The sequence below is a fragment of the Arthrobacter sp. 10N43 genome (assembly GCF_056394525.1).
The window spans coordinates 518,280-536,134 of sequence record NZ_JBFTIA010000004.1 but is presented as its reverse complement, the minus strand read 5'-3'; the positions used below and the strand labels follow the sequence as shown (position 1 = coordinate 536,134).

At 66.6% G+C, this 17,855-nt stretch carries 17 protein-coding genes; 6 read left to right on the top strand and 11 right to left on the bottom strand.

The genetic code is table 11. From position 1 onward, the window contains the following. Positions 1 to 102 precede the first annotated feature (102 nt). The 7 genes from AC1DDO_RS10655 to AC1DDO_RS10625 form a co-directional block, all read right to left on the bottom strand. Complete coding sequence (locus AC1DDO_RS10655) at positions 103 to 549, bottom strand: pilus assembly protein TadG-related protein (RefSeq protein ID WP_476868179.1); 447 nt, start codon at positions 547 to 549, stop codon at positions 103 to 105. After that, complete coding sequence (locus tag AC1DDO_RS10650) at positions 546 to 995, bottom strand: hypothetical protein (protein WP_476868178.1); 450 nt, start codon at positions 993 to 995, stop codon at positions 546 to 548. The genes AC1DDO_RS10655 and AC1DDO_RS10650 overlap by 4 nt, the downstream gene beginning before the upstream one ends. Beyond that, positions 976 to 1,365 (bottom strand): TadE family protein, encoded by a 390-nt coding sequence (locus AC1DDO_RS10645; protein ID WP_476868203.1) that lies wholly within the window; start codon positions 1,363 to 1,365, stop codon positions 976 to 978. Before AC1DDO_RS10645 ends, AC1DDO_RS10650 begins: the two co-directional genes overlap by 20 nt. A 39-nt stretch (positions 1,366 to 1,404) precedes the next feature. Next, on the bottom strand, positions 1,405 to 1,656 hold the full coding sequence (locus AC1DDO_RS10640; RefSeq protein WP_476868177.1) for a hypothetical protein: 252 nt from the start codon (positions 1,654 to 1,656) through the stop codon (positions 1,405 to 1,407). A gap of 188 nt (positions 1,657 to 1,844) precedes the next feature. Then, on the bottom strand, positions 1,845 to 2,774 hold the full coding sequence (locus tag AC1DDO_RS10635) for a type II secretion system F family protein (protein WP_476868176.1): 930 nt from the start codon (positions 2,772 to 2,774) through the stop codon (positions 1,845 to 1,847). A gap of 8 nt (positions 2,775 to 2,782) precedes the next feature. Then, positions 2,783 to 3,637, bottom strand: coding sequence for a type II secretion system F family protein (locus AC1DDO_RS10630; protein ID WP_476868175.1), 855 nt, complete (start codon positions 3,635 to 3,637; stop codon positions 2,783 to 2,785). Next, positions 3,637 to 4,860: a CpaF family protein gene (locus AC1DDO_RS10625; protein WP_476868174.1), complete on the bottom strand. Its 1,224-nt coding sequence runs from the start codon at positions 4,858 to 4,860 to the stop codon at positions 3,637 to 3,639. The genes AC1DDO_RS10630 and AC1DDO_RS10625 overlap by 1 nt, the downstream gene beginning before the upstream one ends. Before the next feature lie 476 nt (positions 4,861 to 5,336). On the opposite strand from AC1DDO_RS10625, the gene AC1DDO_RS10620 reads away from it, so the two are divergent. Continuing rightward, a complete protein-coding gene (locus AC1DDO_RS10620) occupies positions 5,337 to 6,863 on the top strand; it encodes a DUF2142 domain-containing protein (RefSeq protein ID WP_476868173.1) in 1,527 nt (508 codons plus the stop codon). Here the strand turns inward: AC1DDO_RS10620 and AC1DDO_RS10615 are convergent. Continuing rightward, positions 6,860 to 7,306: a GtrA family protein gene (locus AC1DDO_RS10615; RefSeq protein WP_476971814.1), complete on the bottom strand. Its 447-nt coding sequence runs from the start codon at positions 7,304 to 7,306 to the stop codon at positions 6,860 to 6,862. The genes AC1DDO_RS10620 and AC1DDO_RS10615 overlap by 4 nt on opposite strands. A gap of 296 nt (positions 7,307 to 7,602) precedes the next feature. Here AC1DDO_RS10615 and AC1DDO_RS10610 point away from each other — a divergent pair, with 296 nt between their 5' ends. Then, a complete protein-coding gene (locus AC1DDO_RS10610; RefSeq protein ID WP_476868171.1) occupies positions 7,603 to 8,607 on the top strand; it encodes a substrate-binding domain-containing protein in 1,005 nt (334 codons plus the stop codon). Further along, positions 8,604 to 10,277 (top strand): DUF2142 domain-containing protein, encoded by a 1,674-nt coding sequence (locus tag AC1DDO_RS10605; protein WP_476868170.1) that lies wholly within the window; start codon positions 8,604 to 8,606, stop codon positions 10,275 to 10,277. Before AC1DDO_RS10610 ends, AC1DDO_RS10605 begins: the two co-directional genes overlap by 4 nt. 132 nt (positions 10,278 to 10,409) lie before the next feature. Here AC1DDO_RS10605 and AC1DDO_RS10600 read toward each other — a convergent pair whose 3' ends face one another. Both AC1DDO_RS10600 and rfbB read right to left on the bottom strand, forming a co-directional pair. After that, on the bottom strand, positions 10,410 to 11,834 hold the full coding sequence (locus tag AC1DDO_RS10600) for a sugar nucleotide-binding protein (RefSeq protein ID WP_476971813.1): 1,425 nt from the start codon (positions 11,832 to 11,834) through the stop codon (positions 10,410 to 10,412). Positions 11,835 to 11,837: 3 nt separating this feature from the next. Further along, complete coding sequence (rfbB, locus tag AC1DDO_RS10595; protein WP_476971812.1) at positions 11,838 to 12,836, bottom strand: dTDP-glucose 4,6-dehydratase; 999 nt, start codon at positions 12,834 to 12,836, stop codon at positions 11,838 to 11,840. Between the two features lie 151 nt (positions 12,837 to 12,987). On the opposite strand from rfbB, the gene AC1DDO_RS10590 reads away from it, so the two are divergent. After that, complete coding sequence (locus AC1DDO_RS10590) at positions 12,988 to 14,817, top strand: GH25 family lysozyme (protein ID WP_476971811.1); 1,830 nt, start codon at positions 12,988 to 12,990, stop codon at positions 14,815 to 14,817. A 22-nt stretch (positions 14,818 to 14,839) separates the two neighbouring features. Here AC1DDO_RS10590 and AC1DDO_RS10585 read toward each other — a convergent pair whose 3' ends face one another. Further along, positions 14,840 to 15,592 carry a glycosyltransferase gene (locus tag AC1DDO_RS10585; protein ID WP_476868166.1) on the bottom strand — a complete coding sequence of 251 codons (753 nt, stop codon included), beginning with the start codon at positions 15,590 to 15,592 and terminating at the stop codon, positions 14,840 to 14,842. Positions 15,593 to 15,679: 87 nt separating this feature from the next. On the opposite strand from AC1DDO_RS10585, the gene AC1DDO_RS10580 reads away from it, so the two are divergent. Together AC1DDO_RS10580 and AC1DDO_RS10575 are read left to right on the top strand one after the other, a co-directional pair. Continuing rightward, entirely contained in the window at positions 15,680 to 16,915 is a 1,236-nt protein-coding gene (locus AC1DDO_RS10580; protein WP_476971810.1) for a polysaccharide biosynthesis protein, read from the top strand. Continuing rightward, positions 16,902 to 17,843 (top strand): glycosyltransferase, encoded by a 942-nt coding sequence (locus AC1DDO_RS10575; protein WP_476868164.1) that lies wholly within the window; start codon positions 16,902 to 16,904, stop codon positions 17,841 to 17,843. The genes AC1DDO_RS10580 and AC1DDO_RS10575 overlap by 14 nt, the downstream gene beginning before the upstream one ends. Positions 17,844 to 17,855: the final 12 nt, after the last annotated feature.

The window sequence follows — 17,855 nt, the reverse complement described above, 5'->3', positions numbered from 1 at the left end:
CCCGCCCGCGCTGCCCTGTAGCCGGTTGCCCTATCACTTTGGGTTGCCAAAAGGCCGTTTGGCAACCCAAAGTGACAGGGCAACAGGGGGTGATGGGGCAGTTCAGCGGGAGAGGCGGGACCGCGCCGTCGACATCGCCTCGATCCGGATGCCGTCGGGAACCAGGAAGTTCACGACCGGCGGGTGGACGGCTGCGCTGAGCACCACGACGGCGGTGGCGCCGTCCGGGCTGCCCGTGGACGGCGCCACGGTGAGGCCGCTGAAGTGTCCGAACGAGCCGTTGCGGCCCAGATAGTCGACGGCGGCGCTGCGCACCCGGGCCCCGCTCAGGACCGCGGACGGCGTTCCGCCGGCGTTGCCCAGCTGGCCGAGAGTGAAGCTGTCCGCGGCGGCCACCGAGGCCCCGTCCGCGAGGGAGAGCAGCTTCTTGTGTTCGAGGTAGACGCTGGAGGCGGCCATCACGACTGTCGCGACCAGCAAGGCAATCAGGATGAAGCCGATGCTCAGCACGAGCACCTGGCCCTCCTGCCGGCGGATTTCGATCCTCACCGGAACCTGCCCACCAGCTGGGTTGCCGACGCGCTGAGCTCGCTCGCATTCAGATGCAGCGCGTCGCTGAAGGGCACGAAGGGCAGGGGAACCGTCAGGCGGACTGTGACCGTCACCGCCGAGCCGGGAGCCAGGCAGTCAGCAGGCGCGCAGCGGGTGTCGATGCTCGCATTTTCCGCCGGCTGACCGTAGTCGGCGAGCGCCAGGAGCACGGCCTGCTCGGCGGCGGCCCGGCCGGTTGCGGCATCCGGTTGGGCCACGTAGACCTTGGCGGCCTGGTCGGCGGCGCCGACCACCGCGAACGAGCCGCCCTGGATCTGGCCCACGGTGATGATGAAGTACACCAGCGGCACCATCAGCAGCGCGGAGAGGAAGACGAACTCGATCACGGCGTTTCCCTGTTCCGGCGACGTGCCGCGCTCAAGGTCAGGGCTGGATTGCCGCATGGCCCTTCACCTCCAGCAGCGCCCGGGGACCGATGAAGCCGATGACCGGCAATGGCGCCCGGACGGTCACCTCCAGCGTGCGGATGCCCTGGTACGTCGATTCGCTGGTAGCCACATCCCGCGCGAAGTCGGGGTTGAGCGCCGCCGTGATCAGCTGGACGGTCCGGTCCCTGGCGTCCCCGTCGTTGCGGTCGGCCAACGTTCCATATCGGGCGCCCGAGGCGGCCGCATCAATCAGCGTGTTACGGACGTGAATGACCAGAGTGAGCTGGACGATCGCGAGGAAGAGCAAGGTGAGCAACGAGCCGATCAGCACAAAGTCCACCACGGCGGCGCCGCGCTCAGCTCCTCGGCTGCCCTGAAGCTCGATGCCGTGGCGCCCGCTCCCCTCGCCCCGGGCTGCCACTGGCTACTGTCCGACCTTGTCCATGGCCTGGTTGAAGAGTCCCTCGAGTGCCGGGCCGGCGAGGGCCAGCAGGGCGGCCACGAGAACCGCCGACATGAGGGTGATCATCACCCAGCCGGGGACGTCTCCTCGCTGGGGATGATCGGCGCCCTTTTCGGAGTGGTCCTCCTGCCTCAACCGCGACGCAGGAGACCACCAGGTCAACATGCCGAGAGCGCAGGCCACCAGCGCCACCCGAGTTCCGAAGTTCTTCACCGTGTCCTCTTTCCTGGTTATTTGGTTACTTGGTTTTCAGTTTTCTGCAGTCCTGATATTTCGGATCCGATACTTCGTGATGCTTCGCTGGCAGAGCGTGCGCTTCAGCCCAGGCTTGCCCGTCCGGGCGTGCGGGACGTTCTCGTATCCTGTTCCCTCGTCATATGACTTTTCTTGGATCCGGCTTCCTAGAGTCCGAGACTGATCGCGGCCAGGCCAGGGAAGACCGCGAAGATGACCGTCAGCGGGAGGACCCCGAAGACCAGCGGCACCATCATGCCGATTTCCTTTTTGCCGGCGGACTCCATGAGCTCCCTCTTGGCTGTGTCCCGGACATCCTGTGCCTGCGCCCGAAGGACGTCGGCGAGGGGCGTTCCGCGCTCCACCGCGACGATCATTCCGTCAACGAAACGCACCAGCGCCCCCTGGTCGGTCCGGGACGAGAACTCGTGCAGGGCCTCGACGAGTGGTTTGCCGGACCGGGTCTCGGCGAGCACACGAGCAAACTCCTGCGCCAGCTCACCCCTGGCGCTGTGGCAGACCCTGTCCAGCGCGCCGGTGGCACTTTCGCCGGCGCTGACAGCCAGGGCCATGAGTTCGGCGATGCTGGGAAACTCCGCCATCATCCGTGCCTCCCGCCTCTTGATGTGCGCGCCCAACAAGTAATCCCGGAGCAGGAACCCGCCAGCGGCGCTCCCTATTACGGCCACGACCGCCACGAACGGGCTGAAGCGGCCGGCCGAGCCCGCGAGCGCCACGGCACCGACGGCGAGGACAAATCCGGCAGCAGCCCACAGGAGCTGCTCGGCCCGGAAGTCCACCGCCGTCTTGGCGCTGCCGGCGCGCGCCAGCCTGCGGTTCAACGCGGTGGCGCCAAGGTTGATCCGGCCTAGGGATCCTACGCCGTCCCGGATCGCCGGGCGGAGGATCCGTTCCAGCGGCCCAAACGGGGTGACATTCCTTGGCGCGGTCCGCAGGAGCCGGGATTCCAGGTTGTGGGTTCTCAATTGCGGGCCGATGCGTTCGACAAACGTTGTCGGGCGCATGAAGGGAAGCCGGACGAGGAACAGCCAGAGCCCCGCCCCGAGCACGGCCCCGCACACCGTTGCGCCCGCCATCAGCCCCGTCACCGGAGGACCCGCTGTTCTTCCGGCAGCGCACCAATTCGCAGCATGACCGCATAGGACACCAGGGAAACAGCAAGGCCGCCCAGGAGAACTGCCGCCCCGAGCGGGGTGTTGTAGGCCATCACGGCCTCGGGACGGCTGGCCAGCAACACCAGGACAATCCACGGCGCAGCCACGGCCAGGCGCGCGGCATTGACTGTCCAGGATTGCCTTGCCTCCAGCTCACTCCTGGTCCGGGCACTCTCCCGCAGGAACTCGGCGAGCGTGCCCAGCAGGCGCCCGAGGTCCGAGCCGCCCACCTCCCTGGTGAGCCGGAGGGCCTCGACGATCCGATCCGCCACGGGATCGGCCAGCCGGTCCTTGAGCCGGGTGAGCGACGGATCGAATTGGCCTCCCGAACGGTAGTCGGAACCGAAGTCCACAAACACCTGGCGAAGCTCAACGGGGCCTTTGTCGCCCAGCTGGATAAGAGCTTCGGGCAAGGACAGTCCGGCTCTGATGGCTGAGCGGAGGTGATCAACGACGTCGGGCCAGAGCTGGCGCAGGACAGCGGTGCGCTTCCGTGCACGCCACCGGACCATGGCCATCGGCAGCCAGCCGCCAAACAGGCCAAAGCATCCGGAGATCGCCCATGAACCGGTCACTGCGAAGAATGCGAGTGTCGTGATCGCCCCGACGCCAAGGCAGGAGGCGAGCAGCCCCGCCGCACTGACCTTTTCAATGCCCGCCGACCGCAAGAGGTCCTCGAGCCGGCTGGTCCGAGGCTTGCGCCGCGCACTCCCGGGCTTCTCCCACGCGGACCACCAGATCAGCAGGAGGCCTGCCCCGCCCAGCATCCCCAGGAGCGGCGCCATCAGCGCGGCTCCAGCAGCGCCGCGACGTCGTACCCGGAGCGGGCAAACTTTTCCGCGGCCGGCATGGAGTTGGCCTTGGGCAGCAGTTGCCCGTCCGACATCGTGAACACCATGGAAGACTCGATGATCCCGTTTTCCACCCGGCGGCCCAGTGAGAGGATCTCCGTGACCTGCCGGCGGCCGTTGGCGTGCCTGCTGCAATGGACCACCAGGTCGATGCAGGACGCGACCGTGGGTACGACGAACGCGCTGGAGATGTTTTCGCCGGCGAGCAACGGCAGCGTACAAATTTTCGTCACCGCATCATGCGCGGAGTTCGCATGGACGGTGCACATCCCGGGAAGCCCGGAATTCAAAGCAATCAGCATGTCCAGGCTCTCTGCCTCCCTGACTTCACCGACCACCAGCCTGTCCGGCCGCATGCGCAAGGCCTCCTTGACGAGCCGGCGCAGCGGAATCTCCCCCTGACCCTCCAGATTCGGCTGCCGGCACTGGAGACCGACGACGTCGCGGAGCGGCAGCTGCAGCTCGAATATTTCCTCCACTGTGATGACCCGTTCCCGGGTGCCGATGCTGGCGGCGAGGCAGTTGAGCATGGTGGTCTTGCCGGCCTGTGTGGCGCCCGAGACCAGGATGTTGAGCCCGCTGGCGACGGCCGCACCGAGGAACCTGGCCGCCTGGGGCGTCAGCGTCCCCAGCTCCACGAGATGCTCCAGCCGACTGGCTTTGACGACGAACTTGCGGATGTTGATGGCCCAGTGACGCCGGGTGACGTCCGGGATCACCACGTGGAGACGGGAGCCGTCCGGGAGGGAAGCGTCCACGAAGGGTGAGGACATGTCCAGGCGACGACCGGAGCTTTTCAGCATCCGCTCCACAAGGTCCCGGACCTGCTGGTCCGTCAGCGACACGGAGGTCAGTTCCGATTCGCCGTTGCGCGCCACATAGATTTCATTTGGCGCGTTGAGCCAGATTTCCTCGATGCCCGGGTCGTCCAGGAACGGTTGGAGTGCGCCAAAGCCCGCGACGGCGTCGAAGACAAATCTCCGGGCGGACTCCAACGGGCCCAACGGAGGCAGCGGCGCCAGGAGGGCCCGCTCGTCGTAGTCGCTGACCGCCGCCTCGACGAGGCGACGGACTTCTCCGGTCTGCCGCAGGGGGTCGAGGCCCCGCCGGCGGATCAGCTCGCGGACCTCGTCCTCGACAATGCGTACAGCCTCCACGCGGCCCCCCATATGACTTCCGCCCCAGTGCCAGGGCGGTGAAAGTGGCTTAAACCTAGGCGGCACAGACCGGCTGGGCAAGGGATTGATCGCCGTCTGTGGATAACAGCCGCCAATGGCCGCCTAACACCTGCCCCATTGGCCACAACAGGCCCACTGGTCCCAATCGCTCCAGCCAAAGCATCCGATCGCGCGCGCCGCGCTTTTGAGCCGCGCTTTAAAACTGTGCCCCTACCCTGCCTTTGATAGCGGCGCCTCATAGCCCTACGATCGACGGGGGACCGACTGGCCCCAGCGTCCCGGCACCGTGCTCTGCCAAATCCTGACCGGCAGCATTCCGCCGCGGCGTTTCGACGGCGCAGGACGCGTCTTTCATTGTGAAATGGTGCACTGAACCCATGAGTCTTCCCTTGCGCAGAGCGCTGCGGCCCCGCCCGACTGAGCCCGCGGAAACGGAGCCTGCGGACACTAAGCCCGTGCAGACCAGGATCCCCGCTCCGCTCCGGCGTTTCGGCGCGATTTTCCTGATCCTGTCACTCTTCAGCACCCTGTGGAGCCTCGCTTCGCCCCTGATGTCGATTCCCGACGAACCGGCGCACACGGTCAAGGCCGCCGCAGTGGCACGGGGGCAGTTCCTGGGAACGTCGGGCCAGAACCAGGGCGAACAACTGATGGTCGTGGTCCCCAAGTACATCGCCGACACCGGGGCGCTGACCTGTTTCGCGTTCAAGGTAAACGTCACCGCCGATTGCTCCCCCGGGCTGAACGCCGAAGACCGGCAGCCGACGCCGGGCGGCACATCAGCGGGCAACTACAACCCCCTCTACTACCTGGCTGCGGGCCTGCCCTCCCGGATCCTGAGCGGCGAGCCGGCCATCTATGCCATGCGGATCCTCAGCGGCCTGTTGTGCTCCCTGTTCCTGGCCGCAACGATCTTCGCGACAACACAGTTCGCCAACCGGCGCTGGCCTGTGGTGGCGGCGGGGATCGCCGTCACCCCCATGGTTCTCTACCTCAGCGGGTCGATCAACCCGAACGCCCTGGAGATCGTCACGACGTCGGCGGTGTTCGTCAACCTGTGCCTGGTCCTTGAAAATGTGCGGGACCTGTCCAGGGTCCGGTTCAACGTTGTTGTTGTGGGGATCTCCGCCGCCGTCCTAGCCAACACCAGGGCACTGTCACTGCTCTGGCTCGCGCTCGCGGTCATTGCCGCCCTGCTCATGGTCCCCGCGCGGGATCTGCTGCTGTTGCTCAAGGACAAGCTCGTCCTGGCCATGACTGGATTGATCGCGGTCGCAGCAGCCTGCGGCCTCCTCTGGCTCAAGTCGTCCAACACGCTCGCCAGCCTGCTGGGCACACCGAGCGCGGTCACCCCCGAGCAGGCCTTCGCCACCATGCTCGAGCGGACGTTCGACATCGCGGCCTCCTACGTGGCCCAGCTGGGATGGCTGGACACCAACGGCCCCACCGGAGTGTTCTATTGGTGGGCCTGCCTCACCGGCGCACTCATGGTTGCCGCGGTGTCCACCAAAGCTTGGCGGCCGCGGCTGGGATTCATCGTGCTGTTCGCCGCCACCATCATCATCCCGCCCGTACTTCAGGCACAGGTTGTCTCGGAGCTTGGCTACATCTGGCAAGGCAGGTATCTCCTGCCCGTGGTGGTTCCGATGCTGCTGGCCGCCGGGCTGGCCCTGCGCTCCCATCCTTTTCCGGACACGGCCTTCGCAAAGCGGATCGCCGCCTGGACGATCGGGCTCACCGCGGCCGCGCACACGGCGGTGTTCGCCAACGCCCTGCGCAGGTACGGTGTCGGAACGTTCAACGAGGCCAACTGGGGCGACATGTTCGGGGCGACCAAGTGGGAGCCCCCGCTGGGCTGGCTCCCACTGACCATTGCCTATCTGGGAGTGACCGCGCTGGCGGGATTCCTGCTCTACCGCCAGCTGTCCGCTGGCCAGTCCCGGCCCGAAGAACCTGTGACGGCCGGAGCAAGCCTGCGCTAGCGGCGGTTGTGGGCGCCGCCGGCGGGAGTCGCCGAGGCGTCCAGGTCAACCGTGTCGCCGCCGTTCGCCGGTGCGGCTTTGAAGATCCAGTGCTTGTAGAGCAGGAAGTTCCACACTGTAGTCACGATGGTCGCGATCACTTTGCCGAGCGCATAGGACTGGCCGGAAACCGCGATGAGATTGACAATCACGTCGGTGGCCACGACGTTGAACACCACGAGGGCGCCGTACTTGAGGAAGCTGACGTGTGCCCGGGCCCCGGACTGGAAGGTGAAGTTCTTCTGGACGAAGAAGTTGAAGACCAGGCTGGTCAGGAAGGCGATGGGGGTGGCGATCCACAGATCGACGCCGCCCACCTCGTGGAGGAGGGCCAGGAGTCCGAGGTCGATGGCGAAGGAAAGGCCTCCGACCACCAGGAACTTAACCAGGAAGCCGTCGCGCACGGATGTCCTTATGCGGCGAGCAAGGCTCACGGTTCCATCCACATTGTTCGAACATACCGCCTATAAACGCCAACGTGTCCGGGCATCGTATTTAGCGGGGACATCCGGCAAGTCTAGTCCAGTACCGCCCGCCCTGTGGACTGCCCTGCCGCATGATCTGATAACCATCGACACACCGGGACCGGTTAGGGTAAGAGGGAAGGGTTCTGGAGGCATTCCGGAACGGGAAGGGAAATTCTTTGCGCAATCGGTCCACTGGCGGAGCTCTCGCCTGCATTCTGCTGTTGGGAATAGGAGTGACCAGTTGCTCCAGCGGCGCGCCCGTCAGCGAGGTCCGGGGATCCCTCACCGCGATCGGCACGCCCGTGCAGAAGGACCCGATTGGCGCCTGGAGCAATGCCTGGAGCAAGGACCTCACCGCCACGTCGCTGAACTATTCGCCGGACGGATCCAACGTGGGACTGACCGCCCTGGCAACGCGCCAGGCCTACTTCGCGGCCTTGGACGGCCCCCTCACCCCGGACCAGCAGAACCAGACGAAGGACGTCTGCGGCCCCGAGGGCGCCTTTTCCGTCCCCGTTTCCGTGACCTCGATCGGCGTCGCCCTCAACAACCCCAGCCTTCGGAATGTCAGGCTCTCCCGCGAAGTCCTGGCCGGGATCTTCTCCGGCTCCATCAAGCGCTGGGACGCACCCGAAATCGCGGACATCAATCCGGGGACATCCCTCCCGTCCGATGACATCGTTCCCATCACGGCCACGGAACCCAGCATCGAAACCGAGGCGGCCACAAAGTACCTCAGCGCCGACGCAGCGTGGACCTCGGGAGTCTCCGCCACTTGGCCCAAGGCCGAGAACGCCGTCACGGTCAAGAAGCACTCCGACCTCGCAGACAAGGTCGACAAGACTGCCGGCGGCATTGCTTTCATGGACCTCGGTTCGATCGGCAGCCGCTTCGAAACCGCGCTGCTCTCCTTCGGCGGCGGCTACGTCCGCATGTCCAAGGACTCGGCCACGGTGGCCGCCCAGGAAGGCAGCACCCGGAAGCTGCCCACGGGAGTGGAGTTCACGCTGCCCGAGACCAGCGGGCAGGGCTACGCCCTCGGCGTCGTCAGCTACCAGGCGTTCTGCAGCGAGTATTCAAACCACCAACTGAGCACCCTCGTAAAGTCCTGGGGGGACTATGTCCTCAGCCCGGACGGCCAGGTCACCTCAACGTACTTCGCCAACGTCACCTCCCCCAGTGAAGAGGCCGTGCGGGAATCCAAGAGATTGATTGACACGATCGGGGACGCACAGTGATCGACGCAACCGAGGCGGAACGTCCCTCCCCCACAGGCTCCGCGGCGGGCACCCAGCCCGGCCGAAAGGCGCGGCGGTTCGCGCTGTCCCAGACCACCCGCGGCGGAAGGGGCTTCTTCCTCCCCGTTTTTGGGCTGCTCTCGATCCTCATCACCTTGTGGATCCTGGCCACGCCGCTCATGGCCTACCCGGACGAACCCTCGCACACCATCAAGGCGGCCGCAGTGGCCCGGGGCCAGTTCTTCCCGGGTCCGGGCGAATCCTATGGCCACGGCGTCCACGTGCAGGTTCCGTCCTACATCGCCAACGTGCAGTCGCAGATGTGCTTCCCCTTCCAGGTGACGAAACCGGCCGGCTGCGCCCCGGCGATCCCCATGGATGACAACGACCTCACGATCGGCGTGACATCTGCCGGGCTCTACAACCCCTTCTACTACTGGCTTGTCGGGCTGCCCAGCCTCTTCATGTCCGGTGCGCCGGCGATCTTCGCAATGCGGATCGTCAGCGGGCTGCTGTCCGCGGCTTTCTACGCCGCCGGTTTCACCGCGCTGTCCCGCATGCGGCACCCGAAGTGGCCGCTGATCGCCGCCACCATTGCGACGACGCCGATGGTCCTGTTCCTCGCCAGCGGCATCAATCCCAATTCCCTGGAAATCGCGGCCTCCATGGCCGCCTTCTGCGGGCTGGTGTCCGTGCTGGAGAATTCGCGGCACCTCGAGCGGGCCCGCCCGGGCATCCTGACCGTCGGCATCGCGGCCGCGACGCTCGCCAACACCCGCAATGTGTCCCTGTTGTGGCTGCTCTGCGGCGCAATCGTTGCCTGCCTCTTCTTCCGCCGCGCGGACCTCTTCGCCATCTTCAAGAACCGGGTGGTGCTGGCGGTGACGGCGCTGACCACCGTGGGAATCGTCCTGGGCATAGCGTGGAATTTCCTGATGTTCAGGGCGCCGGCCTCCGCCGGCGAAGCCCCGGCCGGGATCTCGAACGTCGCCGGCGAGGTGCGGCCCTACAACGCGTTCCTGACTATGATGGACAAGTCCTTTGACTTTGCCGGCCAGTACATTGGCGTCGCGGGGTGGCTGGATGCTCCCGTTCCGCAGGCTGTGCACATGTTCTGGAACATGTTGCTGTTCGGCCTGATCCTCACGGTGTTGCTGGTCCGGCCCTACCGGCTGCAGGCGGCGTTCTGGGTGGCGGTCGGGTTGCTGGCGGTGGTCCCCGCCGTGGTGCAGGCTGCCCTCATCAACACCGCCGGTTTCATCTGGCAGGGCCGGTACAGCCTGCCGCTGTTCACCATCGCGATCATCTCGGCCGGCCTCGCCATGCGGTTCCGCCCGTTTGGACGGCGCCCGCAGAGCCGGACCATCGCCCGGATCCTGTTGCTGGCCGGCTGCATCGCGCATACCTACGCCTTCGTGAACGTGCTCCGGCGCTACGTTGTGGGGCTGCAGGAGACGGCCAACTGGCAGACGATGTTCACCGTGCCCGGCTGGCAGCCGCCGCTGACGTGGGAGGTCCTCACCTTGGCTTTCGCGGCCGCGGTGCTGTTCTGTGCGTCCAAGCTGTTCAGCTATCTTTTCCCCGGCCATGCGCTGCTTCCGAAGCGGGCCCTGCGGTTCAGGACGAAGCGTTCAGCCAAGCGCTCCGTCGCCGCAACGGAAGCCGGCTGAGCCGAACCGCCCGCCGCAGCGTCGCCGGCAGAGCCGGCTAGGCCGGGACGCCCGGAGCGCCAAGAAGACCCGTTCACGCGAAGTGAACGGGTCTTCTTTGCATTCAGGGGTGATTCAGTTCTGGGTGCCTGCTCAGTGCTGGGAAACCGTTGCGCCCATGTACTGCTTCAGCCGTTCGGAGGACAGCGGCGGAACGAACCCGGCGGCCTTGATCTTGTCCAGCTCGAGGGCGCTGTTCAACGGGCGCGGCGAGACGGCCTTGCCTTTGAAGTACTCCTCCGTGCTGACACCGGTCACGGCGTCCCGCGACTTGCCGGCAAGCTCGTAGACGTCGGCGGCGATGTCCGCCCAGGACTGCGGCTCGCCGTCGTTGCTGAGGTTGTAGACCCCGTAATCGGCGCCCGATTCCAGCAGGTGCGCGATGCCGGCGGCAATGTCTTCGGTGAAGCTCAGCCGCCCGATCTGGTCATCCACCACCGAGGGTTCAATGCCGCGCTCCGCGAGCGAGGCCATGGTGCGGACGAAGTTGTTGCCCTCGCCGATCACCCAGCTGGTGCGCACGATGTAGTGCCGGGGCACCACGCAGACGACGGCGTCGCCCGCGGCTTTGGTCTGGCCGTACACGCCCAGCGGCGCGACGGGTTCCGCTTCGTCGTGCGTGGCGCGCGTGCCATCGAAGACATAGTCCGAGGACACGTGCACCAGCGTGAGGTCGTGCTCGACGGCGGTGCGGGCCAGCCGGGACACCGCCGTGACGTTGACCGCCCAGGCGGCGGCGCGGCCCTCTGCCGACTCGGCGGCATCAACGGCGGTGTAGGCCGCGGCGTTGATGATGGCGGAGTAGTTCTTCCAGTTCCTTCCGGCGAAGGCGTCTTCGCTGCCGAGGTCAAACGCGTCCCGGCCGGCAAACTCAACGGACGCATCGCCGTCGTACTGTTTGCGCAATGCCTTGCCGAGCTGGCCGTTGGCGCCGACCACCAGGACCTTTTTCGGAGGCATCGGGGTGACATCGGCCAGGCGCGGGTGCGCCTTGTCCTTCTCCGAGAGCTCGGCCTGGTCCAGCGGCACCGGCCAGCTGATCGCGGCGGTCTCGTCGGCCAGGTTCAGGAACGTGTACTGGCCCTGGGCGTCGGCGGACCAGTGGTCGTTGACCAGGTAGGTGTAGGCGGTGTTGTCCTCCAGCGTCTGGAAGGCGTTTCCCACCCCGCGGGGAATGAAGATGGCCTGGCTGGGATCAATCTCGGCGGTGAAGACCGCCCCGAACGTCGGGCCTTCGCGCAGGTCCACCCAGGCGCCGAAAATCCGGCCGGTGGCCACGGAGATGAACTTGTCCCACGGCTCGGCGTGGATGCCCCGGGTGGTGCCGGCCGACTCGTTGAACGAGATGTTGTTCTGCACGGGGCGGAAGTCCGGCAGGCCCAGCGCCACCATCTTTTCGCGCTGCCAGTTCTCCTTGAACCAGCCCCGGTTGTCACCGTGGACCGGAAGGTCGTAGAGGACGACGCCGGGAATCGGGGTTTCGTGTGCTGTGAGCTTCTTCGAGAACTCGATCGACATGATCTACTGGCCCTGTTCCTTGTACTTGGCTTCCGTCGCGGCCTTCTGCGGCCGCCACCAGTCCTCGTTGTTCCGGTACCAGGCGATAGTGTCCTCGATGCCGGCGTCGAAGTTGGAGAACTGCGGCTCCCAGCCGAGTTCGTCGCGGAGCTTGGCGGAGTCGATCGCGTACCGCATGTCGTGACCGGGCCGGTCCACCACGTGGTCGTACGCGTCCGGGGCCTGTCCCATGTGCTTGAGGATCAGCTCGACGACGTCCTTGTTGTTCTTCTCGCCGTCGGCGCCGATCAGGTAGGTCTCCCCGATCCGGCCCTTGGCGATGATCGCCAGGACGGCAGAGGAGTGGTCATTGGCGTGGATCCAGTCGCGGACGTTCTCGCCCGTGCCGTACAGCTTGGGCCGGATGCCGTCTATCACGTTGGTGATCTGGCGCGGGATGAACTTCTCCACGTGCTGGTACGGGCCGTAGTTGTTCGAGCAGTTGCTGATGGTCGCCTGCAGGCCGAAGGACCGCACCCAGGCGCGGACCAGCAGGTCCGAACCCGCCTTGGTGGAGGAGTACGGGCTGGAGGGGTTGTACGGCGTGCTCTCGGTGAACCGCTCCGGGTCGTCGAGCTCGAGGTCGCCGTAGACCTCGTCGGTGGAAATGTGGTGGAAGCGCTTGTTGTGCTTCCGCGCGGCCTCGATCAGCGTGTACGTTCCGATGATGTTCGTGTCCAGGAACGGGCGGGGATCGTGCAGGGAGTTGTCGTTGTGGGATTCGGCCGCGTAGTGGACCACGACGTCGGCCGCGGCCACCAGGTTTTCAACCACAGCGGCGTCGCAGATGTCGCCCTGCACCAGCGTGAAGCGGTCTGCAGCCAGGCCCGCCAGTGATTCCACATTGCCCGCGTAGGTGAGCTTGTCGAGGACCGTGATGTGGTGGTCTGTGTTCTCCAGTACGTAGTGGACAAAATTGGAACCGATGAATCCGGCACCGCCGGTGACAAGGAGTTTCTGCATTAAGCCAGCTTACCGGCTGCCAAAAATCTCCCTTCGCCGGGACTGACACACCAATCGCAACATTGGCCACAGTGGTATCAATGGGGGCAATTGGTTACTCTTTACGCACATGCGGGGGTGATCTTGGCCTCTGTCCAGACCCTCCGGAGTAATGGTGAAGACAACTAGAATCCACAAACTACGGACCGCGGCGGCACTCTGCCTTCCCTTCGCGCTGGCGCTGACCTGGGCTAATCCTGCTTCTGCGGCACCAGCGCCCAGCCCGTCCCCCGCGGCCAGCACTAAGGCCCCTGCGCCCGCCGCCACCCCCAAAACTGCCGCTCCCAAACCGGCCGCGACGTCGGCCAGCAGCACCGCTGCTGCCACGGCACCCGCAACCGCGCCGGCCAGCGCCCCCGTCACGGCCCCCGCAACCGCGCCGGCCCAGGCCAGCGCAGCTGCCACCGCCCCGGCGTCGCCGTCCGCCCGGGTGCAGGCGGCAACCGCCGCGGAGTCCGCGCCGGAACAGGGCCAGGCCCGCATGGGCCGGGCCGGGCTCAACCCGGCGTCGGCCTCGGCTGCCATGGCCAGGACACAGCAGGTCCCGATCACCCAGGCCACCGAGCCCTGGGTGGCGGAGCAGCCCTCCTTCACCCGCGGGCAGCCGCTGGGCCTGGATGTCAGCTCCTGGCAGGGAAGCGTCAACTGGTCTTCCGTGAAGGCCAACGGCGCCCGCTTCGCCTACGTCAAGGCCACGGAGGGCACCACCTACCGCAACAGCGAATTCGGGACCCAGTACACCGGGGCGAGTTCTGTCGGGCTGCTCCGCGGCGCCTACCACTTCGGCCGGCCGGATGTTTCCGACGGCGCCGCCCAGGCCCGGTTCTTCGTCAACAACGGCGGCGGCTGGTCCGCCGACGGCATCACGATGCCCCCGGTCCTGGACATCGAAGACAACCCCTATGCCGGCCTAAACCGCTGCTACGGCGCCTCGCCGGGGCAGCTGGCCACCTGGGTCCGCGACTTCACCCAGACCGTGTACCGCATGACCAACAAACAGGCCATGATCTACACCAGCTACTACTTCTGGCGCGACTGCCTGGGCAACACCAGCGAGTTCAGCCAGGTGAACCCGCTCTGGCTGGCCTCCTACTACACCAGTTCGCCCGCCGTTCCCGGCGGTTGGCCCACCTATACGGCCTGGCAGTACGCCAACGCCTTCGCTGACGCGTCCCAGACCACCAGGGCCACGTTCCCTGGCGACCAGAACGTCTTCAACGGCTCGATGGACCAGCTGCGGAAATTCGCCTCCACGCCTGACACCTATCCCATCGGCCTGATCCCGGGCGCTACCTTGCTGAGCGGCAAATGGGCAGGAGACGGCAAGTCCTACACCGGCTGGTTCAAGGACGGATTCTGGTGCCTGCAGATGCCCTCCGCGCCGCGGCGCTGCTTCAGCTACGGCAGCCCGGGCGACAAGCCCGTCGTCGGCGACTGGAACGGGGACGGCCGGGCCGGGATCGGGGTCTTCCGGAACGGCATGTGGTGGCTCGTGGACGACATCAACACCCGGGCCATCACAAAGGTCGTCGGCTTCGGCGTCGGATCCGACACACCCATCGTGGGCGACTGGAGCGGCTCCGGCCGGGACGGAATCGGCATCTGGCGCAACGCCAGCTTCCAGGTCAGCTACAACGTCAACAACCCGGTGGTCAATGAGTACACCGGCTTCGGCGTTCCTTCCGATACGCCGATCGCCGGCGACTGGGACGGGGACGGGAAAACCAGCATCGGGGTGTGGCGCAACGGAGAGTGGTGGCTGAGCAACCGCATCAAGTCCCCTGTGGTGTCCAACTTCATCGCCTTCGGGGTCGGCTCCGACCGTCCCATCACCGGGGACTGGAACGGGGACAAGCTGACCACTGTGGGCATTGTGCGCGGCAACAGCTGGCAGCTGACCAACAGCCTGACCAAGCGGACAGTGGACGTCTCCTACTTCTAGGAGGGCCGCCAGGCCCGGGCGGCTAGGACTGCCGGAGCCTCCGGCGGGCCTCGACCATGAGGCGCACGAGCACCACCCGGGCAGCCAGGATCACGCGGAGCGAGCGCCAGCCACGCGGGGTCGCGTTGCTCTCATGCAGCCGTCGCAGCAAGGTCGGGGCGTCCAGGTGGCGGATCGAGCCGGCAGTGTTGCCCAGGATCGCCAGCCACAGGTCGTGGGACTCGCGCAGGTAGGCGGGAACGGGGACGAAACTGCCGAGCACTTCCCGGCGGAAGGCCATCCCGCAGCCGTAGTACGCGCGGTAGCCCACCAGGATGCCCCAGAGATTGGCGCGGTGCCGGCCGCTGTCGGCGGCGCGGAGCCGGGGAATCCGGGGACGTTCGCCGCCGCCGAGCACATCGAAGTTACTGGCCACGACGGCGTGGGTCTGAAGCGCCTCCAGCATGGCGTCCAGCCGCCCTTCAATCCAGACGTCGTCCTGGTCCGCAAGGAAAATTGCCGCTCCACGGCTGGCCCGCACGGCCTGCTCGAAGGAACGGACGTAGCCCTGGTTGGCGGCGGCCTCGATCAAGCGGATCCGGGGATCTGTGAGCTCCCGGATGGCCGCCACGGTGTGGTCCTTGGAGGCGTCGTCGACGATCACGACCTCGTCGTCGGGGCCCAGCTGGGCCAGGATCGAGGCGAGCTGCTCCCCCACGAACTCCGCGCCGTTGTAGGTGGCCATGCAGATGCTGGCGCGGAGCGGAACGTCGGGCAACTGGTTCTGATCGTTCATCTGCACCATCCTAGGGGACCCCGGGCAGCGCCCCGGCATCCCGTAGGATCGAAGGACGATGTCTCAGAAACAAGGATTCCGGCTCGAATGAGAACCATACTGTTAAGACTTTCAGGGTTCACCGTTCTGCCCCTGCTGTCCTTGATAACCCCGCTGCTGCTGATCCCGGTCATCTCCGGATTCGTCGGCGGCGAAGGAATCTCCAGCGTCATCTCCGGACAGGCGATCGGCACTTTCGCCGCCACGGTGCTGATGTGGGGCTGGAACGTGGACGGGCCCGTCGCCGTCGCCCGGGCAGCCACCAGCACCGAGCGGGCCAGTGTCTACCTGCGCAGCATCCGGACCCGGCTGCTGCTGCTCGTCCTGACCCTGCCCGCCGCCGCCGTCGTCGCCGCATTCGTGGCCGTACCCGCATTCCGGTGGGACGCCGTGGCCATGGCCTGGGCGGTCGCCATCGCGGGGATGTCGCCGGCGTGGTTCTGCATCGGCCTGGGCCAGCCACGGCTGCTGGCCGTCTACGACACCGTCCCGCGCTTCATCGCCACTGCCCTGGCGGTTCCCGTCCTGCTGATCACCCATCAGCTGTGGTACTACACGGCACTGATCGCGGCCACGGCCCTGGTCTCGCTGATCTTCTTTCACCGGACCTACTCCCCCGGGGGCAACTGGTGGCCGCGCGATCTCCGCGGCGCCGTCCGCGAACTGGGAGGGCAGGGCCGGACTGCGGGGATCAGCCTCGCGGGCAATGCCTACGCCTCCACGCCCACCCCGATTGCGACCGCCACCACAGCCCCGGCGGCATCGGCTGCCCTGGCGACGGCCGACACCCTCTACCGGTTCGGCTTGTTCACGGTGGTGGCCCTCGGCAATGCCTTCCAGGGCTGGACCCTGGAGCGCGATGCGTCCGGGCGCAAGCGGCGCCACCTGGCAGCCATCTGGTCCCACATCGGCCTCGGCGTGATCGGCGCGGCGGTCCTGACGGCCGCCGGACCGTTTGTCAGCAGCCTCCTCTTTGCCGGGCAGGCCCAGGCAACTACCGAGTTGTGCCTCTACTATGGGCTCGCGTTCCTCTTCCTGAGCGCCAGCACGCCGTTCATCCGCAACCTGCTCATCCCGGCCGGCCAGCAGGGCCTGGTGCTGCGCTGGACGCTGATTTCGGCCGTGTTCGGGGTCGCGGCCATGATCTTTGCCGGGTCTAGGGGAAACGCCCCGGGCATCGCGCTGGGCATGGCCCTCAGCGAAGCCATTTTGTTCGTGACTCTACTGATCCCGGGGTCGAAAGTGCTTGCCAAAGAAAGTATGGACGCAGTTGCCGCCAAATAATCCGTCGCCAAATGATCCGTCGCAGACCGTTGTCGCCGTCGTCGCCGCCTATCGGCCCGATCCATCGCTGACCGACACGGTGCGTGCCCTCCAGCAGCAGGTGCAGTACGTCGTCGTGGTTGACGACGGATCTCCCGCCGGCTCCGAATCCGTGCTGGCCGGTCTCGCGGACGCCGGCGCCCTGGTGGTCCGGCAGCCGAAGAATTCCGGAATCGCTGCCGCGCTGAACGCCGGAGTGGCGGATGCCCGGACCCGCTGGAACCCGGACTTTTATCTCACCCTGGATCAGGACTCCCGTCCCACCGGCGAGTACGTCCGGCGGGGCCTGGCCACCTACGCGCAGGCCACCGCGGCCGGCGTCGGCGTCGGGTTCGTGACGGCCGCCTCGTACAGCGGACACCCCATCCCCGTGTTGCACGCCGATGGCCGGTTCGTTCACGCCTTCGATCCGATGCAGTCCGGATTCCTCATCCCGGCCGCCACCGTGGACCGGCTCGGCCCCTTTGAGGAGGCCCTGTTTATCGACGGCGTGGACTCCGAATTCACCATGCGCACACGCGCCGCCGGGCTCGCCGTACTCGTGGGCGAGGGCTGCGACATCGCCCACGACCTCGGACAGCGCGAACCCGGCCGGCTTTTCGGCCGCCCGCTGCGGGTCCTGGGCCGGGAAATTTCGTACAATTACCACTCCCCGAGCCGGGTCTACTACATCAGCCGGAACGGCACCCTGCTGACCCTGCGCTACCTGCGCAGATATCCGGGCTGGGTGCTACGGCGCCTGGTGGAGGAGCTGAAGGCGCACGTCCTGCGCTTTGCCTTCAGCCCCGGCCGCGGCAAGCTCCTGCGGGCTGCCGCCGCCGGATTCGCGGACGCGTTCCGGGGCTCGACCGGGCGCATTCCGGCCGAGCTGGAACGGCGCCTGCTCTGACGGGCTGGCCGC